The 24048-nt window shown below is 70.7% G+C and carries 17 protein-coding genes; 8 read left to right on the top strand and 9 right to left on the bottom strand.

Annotation, left to right across the window (positions count from 1 at the left end; genetic code table 11):
- Positions 1–141 precede the first annotated feature (141 nt).
- Positions 142–912 (top strand): glycosyltransferase, encoded by a 771-nt coding sequence (locus tag ETD96_RS00490; RefSeq protein ID WP_138632179.1) that lies wholly within the window; start codon positions 142–144, stop codon positions 910–912.
- On the opposite strand, the gene ETD96_RS00485 is transcribed toward ETD96_RS00490, so the two are convergent.
- The gene (locus ETD96_RS00485; protein ID WP_240807031.1) at positions 818–1504 is read right to left on the bottom strand and encodes a glycerol-3-phosphate acyltransferase; all 687 of its coding nucleotides are present in this window, start codon (positions 1502–1504) and stop codon (positions 818–820) included. The genes ETD96_RS00490 and ETD96_RS00485 overlap by 95 nt on opposite strands.
- Before the next feature lie 40 nt (positions 1505–1544).
- Between ETD96_RS00485 and ETD96_RS00480 the strand changes: the two genes are divergently transcribed.
- Positions 1545–2210, top strand: a complete 666-nt coding sequence (locus ETD96_RS00480) for a spheroidene monooxygenase (RefSeq protein ID WP_240807030.1) — start codon at positions 1545–1547, stop codon at positions 2208–2210.
- 50 nt (positions 2211–2260) lie between these two features.
- On the opposite strand, the gene ETD96_RS00475 is transcribed toward ETD96_RS00480, so the two are convergent.
- Positions 2261–3730 carry a phytoene desaturase family protein gene (locus ETD96_RS00475; RefSeq protein WP_138632176.1) on the bottom strand — a complete coding sequence of 490 codons (1470 nt, stop codon included), beginning with the start codon at positions 3728–3730 and terminating at the stop codon, positions 2261–2263.
- A 520-nt stretch (positions 3731–4250) separates the two neighbouring features.
- On the bottom strand, positions 4251–4547 hold the full coding sequence (locus tag ETD96_RS00465) for a hypothetical protein (RefSeq protein ID WP_138632170.1): 297 nt from the start codon (positions 4545–4547) through the stop codon (positions 4251–4253).
- Positions 4548–4649: 102 nt separating this feature from the next.
- On the opposite strand from ETD96_RS00465, the gene ETD96_RS48005 reads away from it, so the two are divergent.
- The 6 genes from ETD96_RS48005 to ETD96_RS00430 all read left to right on the top strand — a co-directional run bounded on the left by ETD96_RS48005 (position 4650) and on the right by ETD96_RS00430 (position 16264).
- Positions 4650–5120: a transposase gene (locus ETD96_RS48005; protein WP_205719032.1), complete on the top strand. Its 471-nt coding sequence runs from the start codon at positions 4650–4652 to the stop codon at positions 5118–5120.
- A 340-nt stretch (positions 5121–5460) separates the two neighbouring features.
- Complete coding sequence (locus ETD96_RS00450) at positions 5461–8796, top strand: DUF6603 domain-containing protein (RefSeq protein WP_171068773.1); 3336 nt, start codon at positions 5461–5463, stop codon at positions 8794–8796.
- The gene (locus ETD96_RS00445) at positions 8793–11207 is read left to right on the top strand and encodes a hypothetical protein (RefSeq protein ID WP_138632161.1); all 2415 of its coding nucleotides are present in this window, start codon (positions 8793–8795) and stop codon (positions 11205–11207) included. The genes ETD96_RS00450 and ETD96_RS00445 overlap by 4 nt, the downstream gene beginning before the upstream one ends.
- A gap of 89 nt (positions 11208–11296) precedes the next feature.
- Positions 11297–15022: a hypothetical protein gene (locus tag ETD96_RS00440; protein ID WP_138632158.1), complete on the top strand. Its 3726-nt coding sequence runs from the start codon at positions 11297–11299 to the stop codon at positions 15020–15022.
- 23 nt (positions 15023–15045) lie between these two features.
- A complete protein-coding gene (locus ETD96_RS00435) occupies positions 15046–15414 on the top strand; it encodes a hypothetical protein (RefSeq protein WP_138632155.1) in 369 nt (122 codons plus the stop codon).
- Positions 15415–15430: 16 nt separating this feature from the next.
- Positions 15431–16264 carry a hypothetical protein gene (locus ETD96_RS00430; RefSeq protein ID WP_138632152.1) on the top strand — a complete coding sequence of 278 codons (834 nt, stop codon included), beginning with the start codon at positions 15431–15433 and terminating at the stop codon, positions 16262–16264.
- 114 nt (positions 16265–16378) lie between these two features.
- Here the strand turns inward: ETD96_RS00430 and ETD96_RS00425 are convergent, their stop codons facing one another.
- The 6 genes from ETD96_RS00425 to ETD96_RS00400 all read right to left on the bottom strand — a co-directional run bounded on the left by ETD96_RS00425 (position 16379) and on the right by ETD96_RS00400 (position 23693).
- Positions 16379–16867 carry a hypothetical protein gene (locus ETD96_RS00425; RefSeq protein ID WP_138632149.1) on the bottom strand — a complete coding sequence of 163 codons (489 nt, stop codon included), beginning with the start codon at positions 16865–16867 and terminating at the stop codon, positions 16379–16381.
- Positions 16864–18675: a glycoside hydrolase family 15 protein gene (locus ETD96_RS00420; RefSeq protein WP_138632146.1), complete on the bottom strand. Its 1812-nt coding sequence runs from the start codon at positions 18673–18675 to the stop codon at positions 16864–16866. The genes ETD96_RS00425 and ETD96_RS00420 overlap by 4 nt, the downstream gene beginning before the upstream one ends.
- 77 nt (positions 18676–18752) lie before the next feature.
- Complete coding sequence (locus ETD96_RS00415; protein WP_138632143.1) at positions 18753–19046, bottom strand: hypothetical protein; 294 nt, start codon at positions 19044–19046, stop codon at positions 18753–18755.
- Positions 19047–19635: 589 nt separating this feature from the next.
- On the bottom strand, positions 19636–21192 hold the full coding sequence (locus tag ETD96_RS00410; RefSeq protein ID WP_171068772.1) for a serine/threonine-protein kinase: 1557 nt from the start codon (positions 21190–21192) through the stop codon (positions 19636–19638).
- 345 nt (positions 21193–21537) lie between these two features.
- Positions 21538–22305, bottom strand: a complete 768-nt coding sequence (locus ETD96_RS00405) for a hypothetical protein (RefSeq protein WP_138632137.1) — start codon at positions 22303–22305, stop codon at positions 21538–21540.
- Between the two features lie 833 nt (positions 22306–23138).
- Positions 23139–23693: a histidine phosphatase family protein gene (locus ETD96_RS00400; protein ID WP_171068771.1), complete on the bottom strand. Its 555-nt coding sequence runs from the start codon at positions 23691–23693 to the stop codon at positions 23139–23141.
- Between the last annotated feature and the right edge of the window lie 355 nt (positions 23694–24048).

Raw genomic sequence — 24048 nt, 5'->3', positions numbered from 1 at the left:
TTTCGTCCGGCCGACTTCGGCCGCCCGTTCCCGCACTTGGCGTTCGGTCCGTTCGAGGTCCTTCGCGCTAGGGCCGGGGTCGGCGGACGGACGCGCTGACGCGGCCGGCACCAGCAGGCTCATGCCCGTCCCAAGGCCGGGTTGTGCGCGAAGCTCGCCGAGCTGCTGGACACCTGGGATCTGGTCAGTGCCGGTCCCCGGTTCATCACCGGCGGCGCCGTCGAGCAGGCGCTGCACGCCGCGTTGCTGAGCACGCTGGTGTACCGGTTCGGTCCACTCGGCCCGGAGGCGAGGTCGCCGCACCGCCTCCTGGTCAACGGCCAGTGCATGGCCTTCCGCAAGGCGCCGATGGTGAGGGCGGACGCGTTCGCCCGCGTCCGCCGCCACCTCACCGACGATGCCGCGCTGGGCCGGTCGCTCGCACGGGACGGCTGGAGCGTCGCGTTCGTCGACGCGGGTGCGCTCCTGGAGGTCGACATGCACGGCTCCGCCCCCGGCGTGTGGCGCGAGTGGGGACGCTCGATCGCGTTGCGGGACGTCACCGCACCCGTCCGCCTCGCCGGTGACCTGGCGGTGGTGTGGCTGACGGCGGCGCTGCCGGTCCTGCGGCTGGCCGGGGGACGCCCGACACGGCTCGACCTGGCTCTGCTCGGGCAGCGGCTCCTGCTGACCGCCGCCCTTCGCGGCAGCTACCGGGAACCGGGTATCGGCCTGGCGCTCTCACCGCTGCTGGACCCGGTCGCCGCGCTGCGGCTGGCGCTGTCCGCGGTGCGCCCCCGGCGCGCCTGGCGCGGGCGGACCTATGGCCGCGACGCGGTCAGTCCCGCCGGGCTCGCCGCTCGCCCCGGCGACCCGGGCCCCGCCGGGCCGCGCGGCCTGCGAGCGCGGCCTGGCCGAAGCGCAGTCCGATGAGGGACATCAGCGCCCCGGTGCCGGCCACCTGCTTCGCCGGAGCGAACAGCAGCTGCAGCGCGGGGAGCGAGAACACCGCGACGCGGGCGCCGAGGGCGAACGAGCGCCCGCCGACGCCCGTGGCGGCGAGCAGCCCGAGACCGAGCCCGAAGGCGGGCGGGCAGATGACCGCGAAACCGCCGGCGAAGGTCAGGACGCAGCGCCCGCCCTTCCGCCCGGCGAACAGCGGCCAGGCGTGGCCCGCCATCGCGGCGCCCACCGCCGCGTACACCGGCAGGACCCCGGGCCCGGTGACCGTCCCGAGGCGGCCTGCCCGGCCTCCGCCGGCCGCGCGCCCCAGCAGGCCGGCCGCCGTGCCCTTCAGCAGGTCGCCGGCGAACACGGGCGCGGCCGACCGCCCGCCCACACGTTGCATGACGTTCCAGAAGCCGGGGTTGCGGTCGCCGACCGAGCGCGGGTCGAACCCGTGCGCGCGCCCGACGAGGACCGCGACCGGCACCGAGCCGAGCAGGTAGCCGCCGATGACGGGCACGAGCAGAGATCTCAGAGTGGGGGGCGTCCCGTGCGGGGACGCCTCGGGAAGCGGTGTCATCGCCTCGTTTCACCTCATCAGGTACGCGGGTGTGGACGCCATGAGGCACATCGCGTTCGACCGGCCGGAACTGCGCGCCGCGCGCGGCCTGCGGTTCTGGCGGTTGCTGGGCACCGGCCGAGGCCGGTCCATGAGTCTGGGGGCCGATCTGCGCCGCTGGGCCCTGTTCGCCGTCTGGGACGGCGCGCCGGCACTGGACGGATTCCTGGAGCGCTCGGCGATCGCCGCGCGCTGGCGCGCGGAGGCCGAGGAGTCGTGGCACGTGCGCTTGGCGCCCCTGGCCTCGCGCGGCCGCTGGGGCGGCCGCGACCCGTTCGGGGCGCCGGCGGTCCGACCGCGGGGCGCCGCCCCGCGCGGGCCCGGTCCGGTCGCCGTCCTGACCAGGGCCTCGATCCGTCCGGCCCGGCTGGTGGCGTTCTACCGGTCGATCGCCGCTGTGGACCGGGCGCTGCGGCGCGCGGACGGCTGCTTCGCCTCGATCGGGGTGGGGGAGTGGCCGCTGGCGCGTCAGGCGACGTTCTCGCTGTGGGAGGACGAGGCGGCCGTCGCCCGCTTCGCCTACGGGGAAGGCGCGCACCGTCACGTCATCGCGCGAGTCCGCGACGGGGACTGGTACGGCGAAGAACTGTTCGCACGATTCGCGCCCTATGGAAGCCACGGCACCTGGGACGGACGCGACCCGCTGCGCGACCGGGGCCGCGGTTGAGCCCGTCGTCCGGCTGCGCTCCCGTGCGGGACGTCCTGGGCGCGGCTCTCTCACCGGCAGCCCTCCAGTATCCGCGCGGCGGCCAGCCTCCCGGAGATCAGGGCAGGTGGGATGCCCACCCCCGGAGCGGTGTACATCCCGGCGAAATGCAGGCCGGGAACGCGGCGGCTACGGCCCGAGGGCCGGAGCCACGCCGTCTGCCGGAAGCGGTGGTCCAGGGCGAAGGGAGTGCCGGCCGAGTGGCCGAGGCGTGCCCAGGCCGGTGGATCGAAGGTGACCCTCGGTGCCGCGGACAGGTCACCGTAGCCCAGATCGGCGAGGCGGCTCAGCATCCGCCGCTCCAGCCTCGGCGTGAGATGCTCCCAATCCGCTCCGGAGGCCAGGTTGGGAGCGGGCTCCAGCACGCTCAGCGTCGCATGCCCGTCAGGTGCTGCGGAGGCGTCGCCGCTGGGGCAGGTGACCAGCAGGCTCGGGTCGGCCTGCGGACGTCCGGACGCCAGCGCGGCGAACGTCGCCTCCCACTCCCGGCCGAAATGCAGCGTGTGGTGGGCCCGACCCGGCGGCCGGTGGTCGAGACCGAAGTGCATGACCAGGCAGGACGGTGAGTAGCGCGGCCGCCGCAGCCGCCAGTCGCCCGCCGCCTCCGGGAGCAGGCCGGTATGGGCGCGCACCAGATCGCAGGCGATCACGGCGTGGCCGGTGGTGATGTGCTCCCCGGTGTCGAGGCGGACCGCCGACACCCCGGACGGACCGGTCTCGACGCGCTCCGCGCGTACACCGAACCTGAGCTGGGCGCCGGCCTTCCCTGCCGCACAGGCCAGGGCTTCCGGGATGGCGCGCATACCGCCTTCGACCGGGAAGTAGACGCCGCCGACGGTGTCCATATGGGAAACGGCGGAGTAGATGGCCAGTGCCTTGTCCGGGGCCAACCCGACGTACAGCGCCTGGAAGGTGTGCGCCCTGACGAGCCGCTCGTCGGTCAACTGCGCGGACACGAACCTGTCCATGCGGCGGAATCCCCCCGCCGCCGCCAGCTTCAGCAGCGCGGCGGGACGGGCCATGGCGCGCAGCCGGGTCATGTCCGCGTCGATGAACGACGACCACTCCGCGTCGAACATCGCGCCGAGCCGCCGCCGGAACCGCACGTATCGAGCGGCCTCCTGCGGTCCGCACAGGGCCCGTACGTTGTCGGCCATCTCCTGCTCACCGGCCACTACGTCCAGGTGCGAGCCGTCGTGGAAGGTCATCCGGTAGAACGGGTCCAGACGGCGGAGCGGCAGCGAGTCCTCGATGTCCTCACCGGCGGCGCCGAGCGTGTCGGCGAGGACGTCCGGCATGGTCAGCACAGAAGGGCCGGTGTCGAACCGGTAGGGCCCGAGGCTCGCCGAGCCGCAGCAGCCGCCGGGCGCGTCCCGGGCCTCGACCACCACCACCTCACGTCCCCGGGCCGCCAGATGGATCGCCGCGGACAGGCCGGACAGTCCCGCGCCCACCACGACGACCGGGCCGGTCACCGCCATCAACGCGACCGCGGCGAGCCGCCGCGCTCTGGCCGAGCGGCGCTCGAGAACGGTTCGCGGCGCACAGTCTCCTCCATTGCCGTCCGTAGGTTCCGTCGACCTCGACGATCCCCACCCGTCCGGCCCAGGGCTGATCGCGTAGCCGCCGCGCCGAACGGGCCATGCATCGCACCCAGTGACCGGTGTCCCCGATACAACCGCCGGCCCCCATCACCAGGCACAGATCCCACGGTCTGTGGCCTGCGCCGTTCCGGAATGGCCATAGCCTCGCCCGTCGGTCGGACGGTGCCTACCCGGGCTCCGGCGCGCACAAGCGCACGGTGACCGGATTTTGACGTGGCCTGGGGCGCCGCATCGCCGCGATCGGGACTGCCCGGCAAGATGGCGGGTACCGCCAGCCGATGAACAGGAAGCGCGACGACGATCCCGACGTCGGTGACGAGGTCACGTGGCGCAGCCACGGCTCGACGGCGGAGGGACGGGTGTGCGAACCCCGCGGCAGGCTACACGCGACATGTCCCTAGAGGGGGTCGCTGGTCCAGCTCCAGACGCCTCCCTCGTGTCGTGCGCGCACGAGTTGTGCGCCGCTGGAGTCGGCGAGCTCGGCGACGGTCTGGATCAGCCGGCGGTGGAAGTCGTCGGGCGGGCGGGCGCCGGATGAGCCTTCCAGCAGGGTCACACTGACCTTGGCGTCGTCGCGCAGTTGCGCGGTCAGCCTTCCGGTCCCGTCCAGCCGGAGCATCACGATCGCATCGGCGCGGACCAGGTCATGGCCCCCGCCAGCCTCGATCCAGACCTGGTGCATCGTCCCGCTCACCGGCCCCATCTCCTCGGCTCCAGGCTGTCCGTCAGGCCCTACCACCCAACATAAAGGGCCCGGCATCACCTCGTCACAGCACGGCTGGAGCGGGACGGGCGGTTGAGCCTGCGCGCGATGGTGTTCACCCGCGACGGGTCTGAACTCGTGCCGCCCACTGCGGAAGCGATCGATCCGGCCGCGTGGGCGGGCGCGTTCGGTGAGCTGTTCGCGCTGGTGGCGCCGTTCTTTGGACGGCACGCGAAATGGGACGTCGATGCGGTGCGTGACGCGCTGCGGGCCCAGGTCGCCGAGCGGCTCGGTGACGCCGGCGGGGTGCTCGCGATCGACGACACCCGGTTCGAGAAGAAGGGCCGCCGCTCGGCGGGGGTGCAGCGATCTCGGCATCCGCGACCAGTGAGCACATCAACGCCGGCCCCGAGCGCCCCTGCGGCCGGGGAAGCCGCAGCCTGCTGCGTTTTCCCTGGTGAGGGGTGGTGCCTCGCGCGGAAAAGCTATGACCACCTTCTGGAATGCTTAGAGTTACCGGTCGCATGCGAAGCGTGGTGGCCGGGCATGGCGATCGCTGGCTGAGACGTGACGATGCGGAGGGTTGCGGGTCTATGCCGGTGGCGGAGCTGCGCGAGGGTTCTACGTATGCCGTGGGCCTGTACGGCGGACGGCGCGAAGAACGGCGCCGAACCTGCGGGAACCAACGGGGGCCGCGTGCATCGAAGGCGGTACATCCACAGGTACCCCAGGTGAAGGACGGCGCCGAGCACCGCGAAACAGATCTGCACGCTCGCGCCGCACGAGTTCCATCCCGAGTGACGCGCGGGAGTGTCCTGCGCGCAGCCCTGTACGAAGCATCTAGGCGGACGACCATAGGAATTCCGTGACCCAGACATTGGCCCGGTCATCGACGACGATGACCATGGGAAGTCTCCAGACGTGGCTGAAGCGGCTCAGTACGCCGGACGGGCTGGAGATCCCCGCGGGGCTTCCCTGCGACCTGGGGGAGGTTCGGGTCGCCATAGATCTGAGCCCCCTCAAGGAGTGGGCAACCGAGCTTGCCAGGACGACAAAGCTCGTCGAGATATCGGTGAGCACCAAGAAATTGGCGGATCTGTCGCTGAGTGGCACGGTCGCCGGCACGGAATTGAAGGTGACCGTCCGGTTCGTCGCCGCGAGCGATGAACCCAAGGCCGGCGACCCGGTCGCCGGGGTCGTGGTGAGCCTGTCGCTGGCCGGGACGGAGAAGTTCGCGTTCCTGGCGGACGTCCTGAAGACGGTGACCCTCGACCTCGAGACGCGGATGATGGACGGCGGGACGCGGCGCCGCTTGTCCGTTTCCGCGGAGTTCCAGGTCTCCAGCGAGAGGACGCTGACGGCCACCGCCGAGCTGGACTCCAAGGCCACCGCCAAGTCGGATTCCAAAGCCACTGGCAAGACGGATTCCAAGGCGACTTCCAAGGGGGACTCCAAGGCCAGCGCCGAGCTGGACTCCAAGGCCACCGCCAAGAGCTTCGAGTTCACCGTGGCGTCGTCCGCCCCGATCTCGGTGGCCGAGGCGCTGTACGCGCTCGGATTCACTGAGGCGCGGTCGCTGACGTTCCTTCCGTCGTTCACCGGCATCGTCCTGCGCTACGACGTTCCGGAGGCGGGCAAGCACCGCATCGTCGTCTATCCGGCCGGGACGAAGAAAGGGACGGTGGCGTGGGCCGCGGCAGTGCTGCCCAAGGAGGGCGAGGAGAAGAGCCGGCCCGTCGTGGCCTCGGCGATGGTGCCGTTCGGCTCCAAGACGCGGCTTTCCGAGCTGGATCTGCTGCGCGGGCAGATCCCCGCCGACAGCGATCTCCAGATCGGCCTCCAGGCCGTTTACGCCTCCCAGGACCTGAGGGTGGACCGGATCAAGGCGCTCAACGGCGCCTTGGGCAAGGCGGCGGCGCCGCTGCCGGACACCGGAGACCTGGCGGCGGGCAGCACTCTGGTCGCGTGGGTGACGATCGGGGACAAGACCCACAAGATGCCGGTGCGCGAACCCGCTTCCAAGCAGTCGCGGCAAACCGGTGACGGGAAGCAGACCGGTGACGGGAAGCGGGACGAGCCCGGCGATGACGCGCAGGCGGTGCAGAAGGTCGAGCGGGCACTGGGGACGCTGCATCTGCGGCAGGTCAAGGTCCGGCTGGTGCCCGCGGTCGAGGGGCGGGCGGCGAGGCTCGTCGTGGGCCTGGACGCGGGGTTCGTGGCGGCCGGCTTCGAGCTGCAGGCGACCGGCCTCGGCATGGAGATCGAGCTGACCGAGGACCCCGTCGTCCGGGTGGTGCTGCGCGGCCTCGGCGTGGCGTACGCGCGGGATCCGCTGCAGGTGCTGGGGATGCTCGCGTCCCGTCCTCCTGACGCCGAGTACGAGTTCGCCTACGACGGGCTGATCATGGTCAAGGCCGCCAAATGGGGGCTCATGGCCGTGGGGTCCTACGCCCGCGTCAAGAAGACGAAGCAGCACCCCGCCTACACCTCGCTGTTCGTCTTCGGCGCGTTGGAGGGAAAGATCGGTGGGCCGCCGCCCGTCGTGTTCACCGGGCTGGCGTTGGGCTTCGGTTACAACAGCCGGCTCACTCTGCCCGAGGCCGACGAGGTGGCCCAGTTCCCGTTCGTGCGGGCCTTGGGCGACCTGGGGCAGCTGACGGGGGCCGAACCCGACCAGCCGATCAGCCCCACCGAGGTGCTGGAGAAGGTCACCGGCGGCGCCGACGCCGTGGTGTCACCGGCCGCCGGCGTCCTGTGGCTGGCGGCGGGTGTGAGCGCCTCGGTCGCCGAGACGGTGGACCTGACGGGGCTGCTGATCGTCCAGTTCGGCGACCGGGACTTCCTGGTGGCACTGCTCGGGACGATGTCGGCCGACTTCCCCACGGGCTCGACCGAGGCTGAGAAGACGCCCCGCATCGCCCACATCGAGCTGGGGTTCCGGGCCCTGTACGAGCACGCGAAGCGGCAGTTCTCGCTGACGGCGGCGCTGGGCGCCAACTCCTGGATCTTCCACGAGGACTGCAAGCTGACCGGCGGCGCGGCCCTGTGCGTGTGGTTCCCCGGCAGCGTGCATGAGGGCGACTTCGTGGCCACGGTCGGCGGCTACCATCCCGCCTTCGGCAAGCCCGACCACTATCCGGCGGTGCCGCGGGTGGGGCTGAGCTGGTCGCCGAGTTCCGCGGTCGCCGTCAAGGGCGAACTGTACGTCGCCGTCACTCCCGAGGCGGGCATGGTCGGCGGCCGGCTGGAGATCAGCTACGACGCCGGGGGCCTGCGCGCCTGGCTGGTGGCCCATTTCAACGTCATCGTGTGGTGGGCGCCCCTGTACTTCCGCGCCGACATCGGCGTCACCGTCGGCGCGTCCTACACCCTGGACTGCTGGTTGTTCAGCGTGACGGTCCGGGTGGAGATCAAGGCCACGCTGCAGGTGTGGGGGCCGCCCGCCGGCGGGCGCGCGCACCTGAAGGCGGGCCCGTTCTCGGTGAGCATCGGCTTCGGCGCCGACGCGGACCCGCGCTCGCGGCGGCTGGCGTGGAAGGAGTTCCAGAGCAGGCAGCTGCCCGAGGCGCCGTTGACCCTGTCGGTGCTGGACGGCCTGCTCACCGATCCGGTCATGATGAAGAAGGCGGTGCCGGGGAGCTGGATCGTCTCCACGGACGGGTTCGCGTTCACGACCCGCACCGCGATCCCCGCCACGGAGGTCGGCTACAACTCCGAGCGGCAGACACTCGAGGACGAGCCGGAGGTCGGCGGCGTCAAGCGCCGCCGCAAGACGCAGCTCGACGTGCGGCCCATGCGCTACACGGGGGAGCCGTCGAAGCGCTCCGTCCACAACGTGTCGGTCGTGAAGAACACGCACGGCGGATACCGGGACGACGGCGAGGCGTACACAGGTGCTGACGACTGGATCGTCGTCCCCCAGTACTCGGCCGTGCCCAACGCGCTGTGGGGCAAGGTACTGGACGCGCCGCCGCGCCCCGAGGACGTTGCGACGCGCCCCACCGAGGTTTACGCGACCGGTCTCGAAGTGCGGATTCCGGCCCCGCAACTGGTCGGCCGCAAGGTCGACACGTCCATCGAGGCGATCCGGGAGCGGCCGTGGACGGGACAGGTCAATCCGCTCCGGCACGCCACGTCCGAGTGCACTGCGCCGGGCGGCCCGGGAGTCCCCCGCGAGACCGCGTTCGAGGAGATGGGCAAGGTGCTCACCGGACTGGGACTGCTGGAGGTCCAGCGATGACCACGCGTCCTCTGACGTTCGCCGACAACCTGGCGCCCTCCATCGGCCGGGGCGCCTACACCATCACCGTCGCCCAGACGCTGCCGGACGACCTGCCGCTCGACGGCGAGCCGCCGCCGGTGCCCGTCACCCAGCGGATCGAGGTGGCGGGCCTGCGCCTGCACCTGGGGGAGCAGGAGGTCCACGGCGCCTACCCGCCGACCGGCTCCGGCGGCCCGCTGGACACCGTCCTGCCGCACATCGCCTTCGAACGGCGCGTACTGCCCTGGGAGAACCGGCTGGACTGGAAGGCCGGCGAGGAGGAGGACCGGAAGCGCCCCTGGCTGGCGCTCCTGCTGTTCACCCGCGGCGAGATCGTCGACGACCCGGAGGCGGCCGGCTTGACCACCGCGGGCACGGCGGGGGAACTGCTGGTCGACGCCGCGGACGTGACCGTGCCGGAGTTCTCCCCGCGACTCACCGAGGACGAGCGGGCCCAACCGGTCCGCACCATCCGCGTCACCAGGGAGACCTTCCGCGCGGTCGCCCCGCGCGCGACCGAGGTCGCGCACCTGGCCCACGTCCGCGGCACCCTGCCGGGCGAGACGGGGGACGACGCGACCAGGCGGGCGGCCGAGTACTCGTTCATCACGGCCAACCGCCTCCCGTCCAGGACGGGAGGCCCCTACGTCGCGCACCTGGTCTCGCTCGAAGGGCACACCGGACGGTTCGCCGACCCGAGCACGCTCACCCGAGACATCCGGCTCCTGTCGCTGTACTCGTGGACCTTCACGTCCGGGCCGGGCGGGCATGCGAGCTTCTCGGGACTGCGCGAGCAACTGCTCGCGTCGGCGATGCCGACCGGCGCGACGGACAACTCGCGGCGGCTCCTGCTGCGCCTGCCGCAACCGGAGACGACTCGCACCGGCGAATACACCGAGCACACCCGGTACAGGCTTGCCAACGGCTTCGTCCCGGTCGCCCACGACAGCGGGAAGCCGGGGGATTTCGCCTGGTACCGGGGGCCTCTGGTGCCCTACGAGGTGACCGGTCCGTCCCCCGCCGACACCGAGTACGGCGTCGACGACCTCGGCTACCCGGCCGCGCACGCCCTGGGCCGCGGACTCGTCCTGGCCGACCAGGACGTCGCCGCGGCGCTGGCCGCCTACCTCGACCGCGCGCACGCCCGCCTCGCGGAGGCGTGCCGCATCATCGCGCCCCAGATCCCCGCGGCGGCGGCAGAGGGGGCCGACGGGGACGGTGCGGACCTGCGGGAGGCGGTCGTCTCGCTGTTCGGGCAGGCCGGCGACGCCTGGCGCGCGGCGTTCCGGAGCGTGGTCGTGGACGGTGAGCCGGCGCAGTACCACGCCGCCGTCCTGGCCGCGGACGCCTCGGGCGCGGGCGGCCCGGCCGGTGCCGGCGCGGCCCGCGACGAGCCCGGACCCGGCGCGGGAACCGAAGCCGACCTGGTCGCGGTGCTCCGCGAGGGCGACCTCGGCTCGGCCGCCGCACCGCCCATGACCGGGTTGATGAGCGCGTTCCTGGCCGCTGACGACTCGGTCCTGGGCGACCTCGCCGCGCAGGTCACGGCCCCGGCCCCGGCGCCCGCGGCGGCCGGTGAGCCGGACGGCGGCGACGCCGGGGCCGCCGGGAGCACCGACCCCGACGAATCGACGATCGTCCAGTGGCTGGACCGGCTGCGCCGCCTGGAGCAGGTACCGTTCGACCACCTCGTGCCGCACGCGGAGATGCTGCCGGCAGAGAGCGTCCGCGTCTTCCAGGTCGACTCCGCATGGGTGGACCACCTGCTCAACGGCGTTTTCGCCGCGGCTAAGCGCTCGCGCCTCGACTGCGAGGCGCTGGAGAAGCTGCGCGACACCTACCTGCAGCGGACCTGCGGACTTCCCCGGTCCGGGATTCTGATCCGCTCGCAACTGGTCTCCGCGTACCCGGAGATGCGGGTGAGCGTCTCCGCCGAGCAGGCCGACGGCTCCGCTCCGGCGGCCGGGGAGGTGCTGCGGTGCGACCGGATCGCCCCCGACGTCCTGCTGTGCCTGTTCGACGGCCTGCCCGCCAGGATCGTCCTGCATGAGCCGATGCAGGGCCTGCACATCGGCTTCCAGAGGCGCAAGGGCGCGGGCGTCGAAGGCGACTGGGTCAGCCTGCGCACCCTGGTTGACATCGACGACCTCAAGGCGGGCCAGGCGTTGGCGCCCCCGGTGTGGGTCAGGGTCCCCTACCGGTCGGCCGACGGTGCGGGAGCCACCGTCATCGACTTCAACGACGGCGAATCGGCCCTGGCGACGGCCATCGCCGGGGCACTCGACGGCAGGTTCAAGCCGGACGGCACCACGAGGCTCAGCCCGGCCCAGCTCGCCCTGCAGATGATCCAGTCACCTGAAACCGCGGCCATGACCGTCTCTCCCGGTTGACCACCGTCTTCCCCAGCCGACCGACGTCCCGCCTCCCATCGCCCGCCGGCCCGGAGACCGTCCGGGACGTGCCTGTCAAGGAGCGCCCTGTGAGCAGCCCAGAAGCCGTCATCGTGCCCGTCCGCGTCACGGCGCTGATGGTCAACGACGCCGTCCGCAATCAGGACTGGCGCCGCTGGCGCCCCGACTTCACCAGACGGAGCGACCTCGGTCCGGAACCGGATCCGCTGAACCAGCCGGTGAGCCGTCCCGACACGGGTGTGCTGGTGCACTGGGAGCTGCCGGCCGCCTTGCGCGCCGGCGCCCTGCAGCCCGACGGGACGACGGCCTACGCGGCGGTCCCCACCCGATGGCTCGTGGTGCGCTACGGCGGCAGGACCGGCACCGATGAGCGTTCCGCCGCCGGATGGCTCGTCCACAGTGATCATCTGAGCGACACCGAAGCCGCCGACAACTCGCCCTATGCCGTCCCGGCGTCCGCCACCGACCCAACACCGGTTCCCAAGCGCGTCGGCCGCGTCCGGCCGTTGGACGGGGATCTGTCCGAGCCCGCCGAGCCCGCCGGCGTCCTGTCCGGCCCGCTCACGGCGATCGGCCCCGGCCTGCCGACCTTCGCGACCTACCAGCCCTACAACATGGGCGTCTTCTCTATGCACGACCCCCTCACCGGACTCACCGGCGACCCGCTGGATCTCAGCTACCTGGTCATGGGCTGGTACGGCACTGACGCGCACGATCCGCTCGCCGGCGTCACCGCCGGCCCGCCATCTGAGTTCCAGGAGAAGATCACCGAACGGATCGAGCGCCTCGGCTGGGATTGCCCCGTCCCGGCGACGCCGGTCCGCACCGTCTGCGCCGGCGCCGCCGTCGGCGTCCGCTGGGAGAAGACCGGCGTGCCGGAGCCGGACCACGACGAGGCGCCCGTCACCGAGGACGACCCGAAGAAGCGTCCCGTCACCTACGGCGTCGCCGAATCCTCGGCGGACGGGATCAGCGCGCTCGCCCTCGCCCATGACACCGGCTTCTGGAAGGACCCGGGCCGGCTCCGGCGGCTGCAGGCCCTCCAGTACGGGCTGCTGCACCAGCTCGACACCCGGGACGGCATGGCGGCCGTCCAGCAGCGCACGCGGGAGGCCCGATTCGAGCCGGTCGCGGGCGGCTTCACCTGGGACATCACCACCCCGCCGGCGGTTCAGGGCGAGGACTCGCAGCCGGTCCGGCCGCTGCCGGAGCCGGAGCGGGAATGGCTGGCGGACACCAACGAGGCCCAGCGGGCCTACGACGCCGCCGCCCGGCGGCTCGCCCGCCGCCAGGAACGGCTCTCCGAGCTGTGGTGGTACGTCCAGCGGCTCAACGCGATCATCCCGTCTCTCAAAACGGCCAGACAGCGGGTGGTCAAGGGCCGGCTGGAAAAGCTGAAGCGGAAGGTCGAAGCGGACCTGGCCGCCTTCGCCGGCAAGGTCACGGCCGAGCGCACCGCGCTGGCGCAGGCTCCGGCGCTGCTGAAGGCCGTGACGCCCGAAGACCTGGACACCGCGATCGACGCCGAGGTCAAGCGGCTCACCGGGCTGTGGAAGCGCGCCCCTGTGGGGCGGCCGATACGGACGCCTCGGCCGGTGTTCCACAACGCTCGCGAGCCGGTCGTCCTCATCAAGGGCGCCAAGGCGACCCGGCTGCTCGACGACCCCGCGGTCATCCCGTGCCGGTTGTCGGGGGAGACAGTGACCAAGGCCGGTGAGAACGCCGCCGTCACCGCCTTGCTGCCTCCCGGCTGGGCGGCGGTGGCGGACATGATCCCCGCCAATGTCCCCGCGGAACTGCCCGGGAACCTGCTGACCGAATTCGCCGCGCTGGACCGCTACCGGGCCCCGGCCACCGCCACCTTCGCCGACCAGGCAGCACCCGTCGCCTGGTCCGCCCCCGACCGGCGGGTCCATGCCGTCCGCCGCGCGACCGCGTTGTGGAAGCAGCCGTGGACTCCACTGCTGCTGGTGTGGGAGGCGGAGTACTTCGCCGTCCCCTACCACCACTATCAGGACGCCGGGAGGTCCGACCCCCGCAAGAACTGGGAGTTCGGAGACGACTTCTACCAGTGGCGCGGCGAAGGCGACGCGGCGGAGGACAAGGCCGTCCCGCGCAGCGTCTCGGGTTCCATCCTGCTGTCGGCGCATGCCGTGGACAACATCGCCGAACGCCTCCAGAACGTCGATTCCGAAGCTCCCGGGCAGAGCGAGGAGTTCCTCCACGCGGTCGGCGACCTCGCCAGGCACCTCGCCGACGCCGGCGGCGGCACCGACCTGATCTCGCAAGCCCTGGACGGCTTCACCGAGAAGCTCACCGGCCGCGAATCCCGGGTCCGCCCCCGCCCGGATGCGGCCGTCGCCGACATCCTCGACGGGCACCACACCTTCGCGCCGAGGGCCCTGTCCGCCGTCACCCGGGAACCGGCGAACCCCGCTCCGGACGAGAACTGGCTCGCCGCCCCCGGCTACGAGCCCTACCGCGCCGGCCAGTTCCGGTTCAACCGCCTGTTCCTGGTCGACCGCTTCGGCCGCGGATACGAGGTCGTCCAGACGGCCGACCGGCCGGACCAGCGTCCGGCGCCCGCCCGGGCCGCGACGGTCGTCCCCGATGCCAAGGACCCCCGCAAGCCGGGCGACGCCGACGCGCTCGTCCACGTCGGGCGGCAGCGATCCTGGGCGCCGCACCTGTTCCAGCTCCGGCCGCGGCTCCCGCAGCCCGCCCGGCTCGGCTTCGACTTCGTGTCCCGGCTGGACGACGCGCAGGTCGCGTTCAGCGCCGACGCGGGCGACCAGATCAGCGCCTGGATCGTTCCCAGCTACTTCGACGGGGCACTGCTGTGCATGGCGGCCGACGGCCGCCTACTGGGGGAGCTGCGTCCCGACCAGGACGCACTGGTCTTCGAGCGGTATCACGCGGACGCCCCCACCCTCGGGCGGGACAGCGCCGAACACCCCCACCTCGCTCGCTTTCTCAACGGTCTCGACTCCAGGGACGACCGGGTCAGGTCCCTGGAGGACCTGATCGCCGCGGTCGAGGCCGCACGGCTGGCCATCGTCCCGGACCGCCCGTCGGCGTCGCATCCCACGCTGCGGATGCTCGGCCACCCGCTCGCGCTGATGCGCGCCCGGCTCGAACTGGAGGGGGACGCCGAACCGATCGTCCCGATCCTGCCCAGCCGGCTCGCGGCCGACCCGCCCACCGCCGACTACCAGGAGTACGCCTGGCCGGTCCTGCTCGGCTCGAACTCCTCGTTCGAGGACGGTCTCATCGGCTACTTCGACCAGGACGACTACACCAGGCTCTACGCCGTGGCCCCTCCGCACAACCCGCCGGAGGGCTATGTGGCCGGACGGCACAAGGGGGCCGGCCTGGCCCTGAGGCTGGGCGACTCACGCCTGGTCACACTGCTCGCCGATCCATGGGCCGGTGTCCAGGCGAACACCCATATTCTGCCGACCGGCTACCTGCGGCCCGACGTCGACTACATCTCCCATGCGCTCGCGCGCATGGACGCCGTCTTCCACGTCGGCCCGGTCCTGGGGCGCCTCCAGGGCGTCACCGTCGAGCGCGGCGACGGCACCGAGACGGTCACGCAGGCATTCAGCCTTCCACTGCCGGTCGTGGAGAGCGGCGAATGGACGTGGAGGCGACCCGACGGGACCACGATCGCTGTGACCGCCACCGACACCACCGCCCGCATCACACCCGAATCCCGCACGCACCTGCGCACCGGGCTGCTGCATCTCGCCAACGGCATGACCCGACGCCACGACTCGCCCACTCGCCCGTAACCGAGCACTCACAGGAGCCCGGCATGACCAGTACCATCGCACCGCCCAGCATCGAGACCGAAGAGCGCAACTTCCCGTTCCGCTCCAGTATCAGCACCCATCCCGCGCCGATGACGGTCTCCGAGAGCTCCAACGCGCCGACGAAGGCGTCCTTGGACCTCCTGATCTCCAACGACGGCTTCTCCCGCATCGAGTTCGAATCCCTGACGATCACGTTCGCCGTCGCCGGCAACGACTGGGGAGAGGACGCCCCAAGCATCCTCACCCCCGTCTGGGACAAGGTCAGCCGGCCGAAGCTCGAACTGCCCCCCCGGCTGGACCGAGGTCACCGGCGACCAGGAACCCGGCCAGTTCACCTTCAAGCCCGCCAACAAGGAGGCCGGGCCGAATGACGCGCTGCGCCTGCACTTGGACGACATCCACGTCAGCGCCATCGAGGGCATCACCGACGTCGTCGTCTCCATCGAGGCCCCCGATGGCCGGCCAGGATTCAAAGACGCCACTCATTCGATCGGAAAGTTTCCCACCGGCTTCGAGCTGAAGAACTTCCGCGCCGATGACCCGATCGTGGAGAACGGTCGTTCTACTAAACTCAACTGGACGGTCAACGGCGACCACAATGTGAGGTACCAGTTCTTCGTCAACGGTGTGGAGAAGAAACTCGGAGGCGGTCGGATCGAACCGCCTTTCCACACCGGCCCCTTGCACACCACGACGGTCTACGAGATCGTCGCCGAACACCAGGTCGGCAACGACTGGCTCCCCTACTCCGACTCGACCGTCGTCCAAGTCCACGGCGGGGATATCACCGCGGCCAACGCGCTCATCGCCGGGCTGCGGCCCGCGCTCCTCAAAACTCTGATCTCCTTTGAGAGCCAAGAGGTGATCGGCGGAGGTGGCGAAGAGGCCAAGTATGAATGCCAGGGCCCCGGCGACGGTCTCGTCGTGGGTGAGTTGTCGATCTCCGAGGGGCAGGAGAGGGCGCAAGCAGACCTCGAAGTGCAGCTGACCTGCAAGGGGTTCGCCCCCGTCGCGGCAAGGGTGTCCGCCGGCACCGGCGGCGGATACACCAGGCAGCACATCATCATGCCGATTCCCGGGGGGGAAGTCTGCGAGGTGCGGATCAAGGCTGAGAACAGCAGCAGCACCACAGGCCGGGTCAAGCTCTACTGGGTCAGCCTTTCCGGGGACAATCGTGCTCCGAGTTGCGAGCCGTTCGCAGCAAACCCGACAGGAGCCTAGCAGGGGCGCGATCGCCGAGCCTTCTGACGCGTTGGGCTGAGCCGGCTAGGAGTTCGGACAGGACTGGAAGCGTCGATCCCGGAGCCATTTCCGCCCGCAGGGCGAAGAGTCGGGTCAGCCGGGGGGCCCGAGGGAGGTGAAGCCTCCGACGATGGCACCGAAGCCCACATGGGCGAGGACGGTGACCAGGGGCGTGCTCGGGCCGTAGTTGAACATGAGGAAGCCCGGAGGTTCCAGCAGGGCGACCTTGGGAGCGCTGGTCAGCGGGCTGCCCATCCGCGGGTGGACCAGCGGCAGCAGGATGTTCACCAGCGCCGTGCCGGCGAACGTGCCGTGCACCAGACCGAAGAGCGCCCCGAGCCACCAGCCGGCGTGGCCGATGGCGAGGAAGACGGCGTAGTAGACGAACGCGAACACCTCGCCGTTGGCGAAGTGCATGAGGTACCCGATCGCCTTGGCGCGGGCCCGGTTCGCGGTCACGGCGGTGCCGAGCAGGAACGGCAGGTCCATCCGGGTCAGCTTGAACTCGCCGGCGGCCCGCAGCGCGGTGGTCAGTACCAGCGTCCCGGCGAAGCCGCCCGCGGCGGTCCCCCAGGCGTTCACGCTCCCCCCTCCCCGGCGGCCGAGCCGATGGCGCACGCGGCATTGATCAACGCCAGGTGGCTCAGTCCCTGGGGCAGGTTGCCCAGGAAGGCGCCGGTTTCCGGGTCGATCTCCTCGGCGTACAGGCCGACATCGTTGGCCAGCCCGACCAGGTCGTCCATCAACGCGACGGCCTGGTCGAGGCGCCCGGTCCGGGCGAGGCACTCGGCCAACCAGAAGGAGCACGCCAGGAACGCGCCTTCGGTGCCAGCCAGCCCGTCCTCGCCGGAGTACCGGTCGACGAACGGGCCGTGCCGCAACTCCCGTTGCACGGCGTCCACCGTGGCGCGCATGCGGGGATCACCGGGCCGCGCGTAGCCCTGGAGGAGGCCGAGCAGGACGGCGGCGTCCAGCTCCGAACCTTCGGCGGAACGCGTGTAGCAGCCGCGGTCGGGAGAGAAGCAGCGCGTCTCGACGAAGTCGCGTATCTGGGCGCGGCCGCGCCGCCAGCGATCCGAACCGCGGCCCGGGATCAGCCCGCGCTCGGACAGGTCGATGGCGCGGTCGAGCGCCACCCAGCACATCATCTTCGAATGCGTGAAGTGCAGCGGAGCGCTGCGGACCTCCCAGATGCCCGAGTCCGTCCACCGCCAGGCGTCGCAGACGAAGTCGGCCAGCTCGGCCAGCCGCCGGGCGAGGTCGGCGTCCAGCCGTCCGGCGGCACCGGCGTAGACCCAGCCGCTCTGCAGCAGCTCACCGTAGGTGTCCAGTTGGACTTGGGCGCCCGCCGCGTTGCCGATCCGCGCCGGCGTGGAGTCGCGGTACCCGCGCAGGGGCAGGGTGCGTTCCGGGGCGCGGCCGCCGCCGTCCAGCCGGTAGAGGACCCGCAGCCGCGGATGCGTGAGCTGGGTGGCGTGCATGAGCCACCAGAAGTAGGCGTGCGCCTCGGCGAAGCAGCCCAGCCGCAGCAGCGCGTGGAGGGTGAACACCGAGTCGCGGACCCAGGAGAAGCGGTAGTCCCAGTTGCGTTCGCCTCCGACATGTTCCGGCAGCGACGTCGTCGCCGCGGCGGCGATCGCTCCGGAGGGCGCGAAGATCAGCAGTTTGAGCGCCAGCGCGCTGCGCAGCACGGCGTCCCGCCACCTGCCCTCGTACGCGCGTTCCCGCGACCATCCCTGCCAGGCCGCGACGGTGTGCTCCATGCGCGCGTCGCATTCGGACCGGGTCGGCAGGACGAGCGGTTCCTGGTGCGCGAACGCCAGGGCCAGCAGGGCCCGCCGTCCCCGCCCGAGCTCGAGACGCCCGCTGATCGCCCCGCCGGCGCACTCCGGCTCACCCGCGTCCCAGCTGCAGACCGCCAGCGCGTCCGCGCCGGACGCCACCACCGGCACACCGGCGCGCCACCTGACCCGTGGACGGCGGGCGCCGTAACCGAACCGCGGCTGCACGCTCCAGCGCAGCGGCACGGTACCGGCGACCCCGTCGAGGCGCCGCTGCAGTTCCCGCATCGGCCCCAGCGTCCCGCAGCCCTCCAGAGTCAGCGAGTCGGTGACCCGCACACTGCCGCGCCCAGTGGTGAACGTGGTCTCTAGCACGTTCGTGTCAGGCAGGTACCGGCGCGCGACCGTGAAGGGCTCCGCCGGCTCCAGCAGGAAGCGGCCGCCCCTGGCGGGGTCCAGGATGGCGGCGAACACCGACGGGGAGTCCAGATCCGGCGTTCCCAGCCAGTCCACCGACCCGTCGGAGGCGACCAGCGCGGCGCTCCGCCCGTCCCCGATCACCGCGTAGTCGCGCAGCCGGACGTAGCCGTCGCTCCGGAAGACCGTCATGCGTCCGGACCGCCCGAGCCGCCACCGGCGAGGCCGACGGCTTCGACGCACCCATGCTCCCACTCGGTCACGTTCCGTTACTTGCCCTGCCCTCCCCATATGACTCCACCGGTGGGGGAACTCCGGTCCCTCAAGGCCGGACGGCCGGCGAGAGCGTGCAACCACCCCCCGCCGCCGTGCAGCGCCTCATCAAGTTCGGAGCAGTCCAGTTCCACGTCGTCCTTGTGCTTGAGGATCACCAGCGACTCGCCGCCCGGGCCGATCTCCGCGGCCGCCACCCCGATCTGCGGGGCCGCGCTGACCTGCCCGGCGCCATGACCGAACGAGCCGTCCGCTACCCCGGCCGAGACCCGCGAGGTCGCCACCTCCACCGTCCATCCCGGCGGCACCGCCATCACGCGCGACGGCGACAATGTCCGCTGGCGGAACTGGGCCGGCTCCCGGGCGAACGCTGCCAGGGTGGCGCCCGATGGTGGGATCTGGCGATAGGGGCCGCGGCTACCGCTATGCAGGGGACACCGGTGTCGAACCTCAGCAAAAGACCGGATGGGACTGATGCAGCGAACATAAGCGTTGGCCTCGAATCCAGTGCGAGTTCGAGGAGTTGATCTCGGTCGGTGTGACTGCGTAATGTCCTGCGCTGGTTCGTGCAGAGTGTGGCGGTGGCTCCGACGTCGTGTTATCCCTCGGACCTGACCGACGACGAGTGGGCGCTGGTGGAGCCGCTGCTGCCACCTGCAGTGATCGCCTCACTGGCTCTGCATGGGCTATCGGATTTCGAGACGGTGCGGGAGTCGCGGTGTGACCTGCAGTGGAGAGGGGCGCCCCGGCCCGCAGCCGGACAGCCCCTCCAAAAGGGTCTTCAGCAGTCTTTTTAGCCTTGGAGGCCGCTGGAGAAGCCGTGTGAGGGCGGTCCGGGCGTGGCTCGGGCGTTCCCGACGGCCGTCCCCGGTCCGCGGGTCAGGTGCCGTTGGTCCGGGTGAGTCCGAGCCCGACCGTCTCGTTCTTGATCTTCGCCGCTATCTCGACGGCCAATTCTCGTGCTGTGGCCCGCACCTTGTTCTCGTCCATGTCTTCGAGGTCGCTGCGATCCTCCACGTAGGAGACCACCGTGACGAGATTGTTGATACGGAATGCGAATGTATGACTGCCCGTTATTTCGTAGTCCGTATTTGAGTCCCCGTCGTCCGCGTACGGACTGTGGTCCAGGGAATAATAAGCACCAGGCCCCAGTCGTGGCTCACCGACGGCATCGCCGTGAATGTTCTGTTTCTTTAGGTAGGTCGCGGCTACGTCCGGCCCCGACAGCCACTCCCACGGCTTGGGGGAGTGCAGTGACATGCTGACTCTGAGGTCCCAGATGAGTTTGTACTCGTATTCCTTGTGACTTCCGTCGTCCACGACGCCCGTTTTCTTCTGCTCCTTGTACCAGTGGCAGTCGATGCCGCCCTCATCCTCACTGGCGGCGTTGGAGAAGACGGCGGGGCGCAACTCGCCGCAGGCGGGCTTGGCGCGGAAGTCGCCGCCGTCCTGCAGAGGACCGCCGGGGTTGACGTAGAACGCGCCAAGGGCTACCGCCAGCACCAAGAGGAGCGTCGCGGCGAGCCACCACGGCGGGCCCGAGCGTTTGCTCCGTGAGTCGGAGGTGGGGAGCCTCACCGTGGGCTTCACAACCGGTCCGGCCGGGGGTGCGCCGGATTGCAGCCCGGCGGCCACAGGGGCGGGTGCCGGGCGACGATCGACGGCGCGAAGGCGTGCGGCGACGCACTGGGCGTTTTCGGGCCGGGCGTCCGGGTCTTTGGCCAGCAGTTCGGCGATCAGATCGTTCAAGGCCGGGGGGACGTGCGGGTGCGTGTCGCGGACCGCCGGGGCCGGAGTGAACAGGACGTCATGAAGGAGCCGACGGACGGTGTCGGCGGTGAACGGCCGCTTGCCGGTGAGGAGTTCGTAGGCCAGGGCACCCAGTGCGTACAGGTCGGTGCGGTGGTCGACGCCCTCGTTGCGGTCGAACTGCTCGGGTGCCATGAACGCGGGGGTGCCGATCAGGGCGCTGCCGGTCAGGTCGGTGGTCTGCTCGGTGTAACGGGCGATGCCGAAGTCCAGGAGCTTGACGCGGTCGTCCTTGAGCAGCATCACGTTGGCGGGTTTGATGTCGCGATGGACGATGCCCTTGGCGTGGGCCTCGGCCAGCGCGTCGGCGATCTGCGCCAGCAGCGTGACCGCCCGCACGGCCGGCAGACCGTGGGAATGGCGCCTGATCACCTCGGCCAGATCGGTGCCGTCCAGCAGTTCCATCACCAGATACAGCACGTCGTTGTCGATGCCGGTGTCGAACACCACGGCTATACCCGGATGCTGCAGGCCGCCGGCGATCTCGGCCTCGCGGCGGAAACGCGCCACGGCCTGCCCGGGCATCCCGTCCAGCGACAAGATCTTGACCGCCACGGTGCGTTTCAGGCGCAGATCGGCTGCTCTCCAGACCTCGCCCATACCGCCACGGCCCAGCGGCGTCTCCAAGCGATAGCGCCCTGCCAAGGTCCGCCCCTGCATCCCCGCTCCCATCCCGCCCGCACGCCTGAATGATCTCCAACGCATGCACCTCGGGTCCAGTGGAGAACGGGCCGAATCACCATTGCGGTGTGCCAGGCACGATTCACGCGACCGGTTCGGATCGCGCCCGGTCGAGCGCACAGAAACCCGCCGCAATCCCGTGGCCGACAGCCAGCGGGCCGGTGCCTCGCTGGCCGCATCCTGAAGCGAGGCGGCGGTGACCGGCAGCCCGAGGGATTTGCCGCGATGCCCCGCCGGTGCACGGTCGGCGTGCCCCTGACAGGTGCCGCCGGACGTTCTGCGCCGGCCGGGCTACCCCATGATGGCCGCGTCGATCTGCGTGGAGTACTCCTTCACAACCTGGTCACCGTTGTAGAGCTTGACGGTCACAGAAACCATTCCACCACCGGGCGTGGGACCGTTCGCGCCGCCGCCGCTTCTCCTGAGGACGAAGAAGCGATCGGTCACCGGGGCCTGCACTGAGTTGCCGTCCGGGCCCGTGAAGGTGATGCGCGTGCCACCCGGCATGACCCGTCCGGCGACATGCAGTTCCCAGCCCTTTCTGGAGGCGGGATCGTCGAAGCGCAGATCACCGCCGCCTGTGTCGTCATAGATCACGTGGTCGGGGACGATTGTCAAAGGAACACCCCAGACGCGGGCGGACTGATTGGGAGCCCGGTCATTCGGGGTCGGCTTGCCGGATCGATCGAGCATGCACAGCCGGTACGCCGTCCCGCTGCCGAGCAAGACCGTCCGTCCACGGGCGTCGCGAACGGACTCGGCCAGAACCCGGAAGTCGGACACGGCCGTCCCCGACCCGGTCAGCCGCTGAGGGTTCATCGGATCGCCCTGGACCGGCGCCATGACGAGAGGATCGCCGACCATACAAGCGCGAACCAGGGCAAGCTGTGCAGGGCTGTTGCTGGGCAACACCTGCGCCCCCGCCAGGCGCTCGGCCGCCGCCTCCGTCGGCCCGGACGAATCAGTCGAAAGCAGCAACAGTGCCGTCACGGCCCCGGCCGCGGCCACGGTGCCCGCGCCGATCAGGACCGTCTGGCCAAGCCATCCGATGTTTCCCACCGCTGCCCTTCTCCTCGCGGTCACAGGGCAGGATCCTCCCGCCCGCCGACCGCCCCCACAACCCCGAACGAGCGTCGGCGTCACCGTCCTGCGAAACGGACAACGGACACCCGGACATCGCGCACCGATTGGCCGGGCGCGGTGGGTGCAGGCAGCCGGCGTGCGACGTCGCCGATCTCGACCGTTCAGTCGGGCGTCGACAGTGCTTTGGCTGCCGCCTCGGTGTGGCCTTTCCGCTGGTCGTCCCGCTGCGGTGAGGTATCACTGGCCGGGATGCCGCAGCGGTGCCCGCGCAGCATGCTGAGTGAGATGACCGCGCTGATCGCGCTGATCGCGCTGATCGCGGTGATGAGGGCACGGGTGAGGCCGATCGCGTTGAGCCCGTTGGTGTAGGTGGCTTCGGCGGCGGTTGTCAGGGCCTTCGCGGGGCTGGCGGGCAGTTCCTGGGCGGGGTGGTAAGGGCGTCCTTCATACTCGCGGCGGCGGTCTCGGTGGCGTCGGCGGGGATTCCGGCGGGGGCGTGATGGTGTCGCGGTAGACGGCGGTGCCGAGGCTGCCGAGGGTGGCGACCCCGAGCGCGTTGCCCAGGTCACCGCTGATGGAGGACAGCGCCGACGAGGAGCAGCGGCAGCCCGCCGACCGGGTCGACCGACCCCATCGACCGGATCGCCGAAGCCCAACGCGAGGGCTGGTTCGGCGAGGCCGAGGGACTCAAGGTCGGCCTCGCCGGGGCCGAAGACGAACTCGCCCGGATGAACCGGCTCTCACGCGCCGCACCAGTTGACCTCGGGCTGCCCTTCATGGCCAGTGGGAAGAAGTAACCCGCCGCGTTCTTACTCCAGATGGTTCACCGAAGCAATATCCAGGACCGTCTGATCTTGAAGAGTCGTGATCGCACATGACGGGATGCCCTCAGCGAGCAACCGCGGATCCAATTCCTGGTCACCGACCAGAGTCCGTAGCAAGTCCACCGTCACACCGCCATGAGTGCAGACCACGATCACCTCGGGCCCCGTCGCGACGTCCCGGAGGAAGGAGCGAAACCGTTCACCGGCCTGGCGCGAGGAGTCGCCGGCCTGAGGCACGAAATCGCGATCACGGACTGAGGCCGCCCACTCAGTCAGGAACTCATCGAACGGCTGAGAGCCGTCCCAGTTCATCCGTTCTCGCAACCGCGTGTCCTCGCGGACCGGGGTGTTGATCACCGAGGCGATCAAATCGGCAGTCTCGCGAGCCCGCCGCATCGGACTGCTGAACACCGACATGACCTCTGCTTGGCGCAGCCACATGGCCGTACGGTCAGCCTGCCAGCGGCCGAGATCGGTCAATCCCGGGTCGCCAGGCAGCCGCTCCTTCTCGCCATGCTGCACCACATAGAAGATCGTCACAGCGCCCCAGAATACCGCGCCAATCCCAGAGTCGATATCCAATTTCCCGCCGGAGAGCAAGCGGGACGTCCTTGAGGGAATATGTGCAGTTCAAAGAATGCGGCATGGATGCCTTTTACCGCTGGTCGGACAATGAAGGTGAGGTCGGCCGGTTCCGCCGCAACCGCTTGGTCCCGGTCTCGCACGTTGGCTTGCCTTACGGAACTGAACGCCCTGGTTGATCATGGGACGCCGAGGATGACCTTGGTTGAGGGTCCGGGGCCTCTTGGAGTCATCGCGGTCCTTTGACCTGTGAGCCGAGGGGGCAACAGACGCACCGGCCGGCAAGGAGAACGTTCACCGTCGCCGACATCGT

Source organism: Actinomadura geliboluensis, from assembly GCF_005889745.1.
GTDB classification, from domain to species: domain Bacteria; phylum Actinomycetota; class Actinomycetes; order Streptosporangiales; family Streptosporangiaceae; genus Spirillospora; species Spirillospora geliboluensis.
The sequence above is the reverse complement of the archived record's forward strand: the minus strand, read 5'-3'. Positions and strand labels throughout refer to the sequence as shown.

What these genes read in the sequence shown, in the direction of transcription:
- ETD96_RS00485 (WP_240807031.1), bottom strand. Translation starts at nt 1,504, where the DNA reads ATGACACCGCTTCCCGAGGCGTCCCCGCACGGGACGCCCCCCACTCTG.
- ETD96_RS00480 (WP_240807030.1), top strand. Translation starts at nt 1,545, where the DNA reads ATGAGGCACATCGCGTTCGACCGGCCGGAACTGCGCGCCGCGCGCGGC.
- ETD96_RS00475 (WP_138632176.1), bottom strand. Translation starts at nt 3,730, where the DNA reads ATGGCGGTGACCGGCCCGGTCGTCGTGGTGGGCGCGGGACTGTCCGGC.
- ETD96_RS00450 (WP_171068773.1), top strand. Translation starts at nt 5,461, where the DNA reads ATGGGAAGTCTCCAGACGTGGCTGAAGCGGCTCAGTACGCCGGACGGG.
- ETD96_RS00445 (WP_138632161.1), top strand. Translation starts at nt 8,793, where the DNA reads ATGACCACGCGTCCTCTGACGTTCGCCGACAACCTGGCGCCCTCCATC.
- ETD96_RS00435 (WP_138632155.1), top strand. Translation starts at nt 15,046, where the DNA reads ATGACCAGTACCATCGCACCGCCCAGCATCGAGACCGAAGAGCGCAAC.
- ETD96_RS00420 (WP_138632146.1), bottom strand. Translation starts at nt 18,675, where the DNA reads ATGACGGTCTTCCGGAGCGACGGCTACGTCCGGCTGCGCGACTACGCG.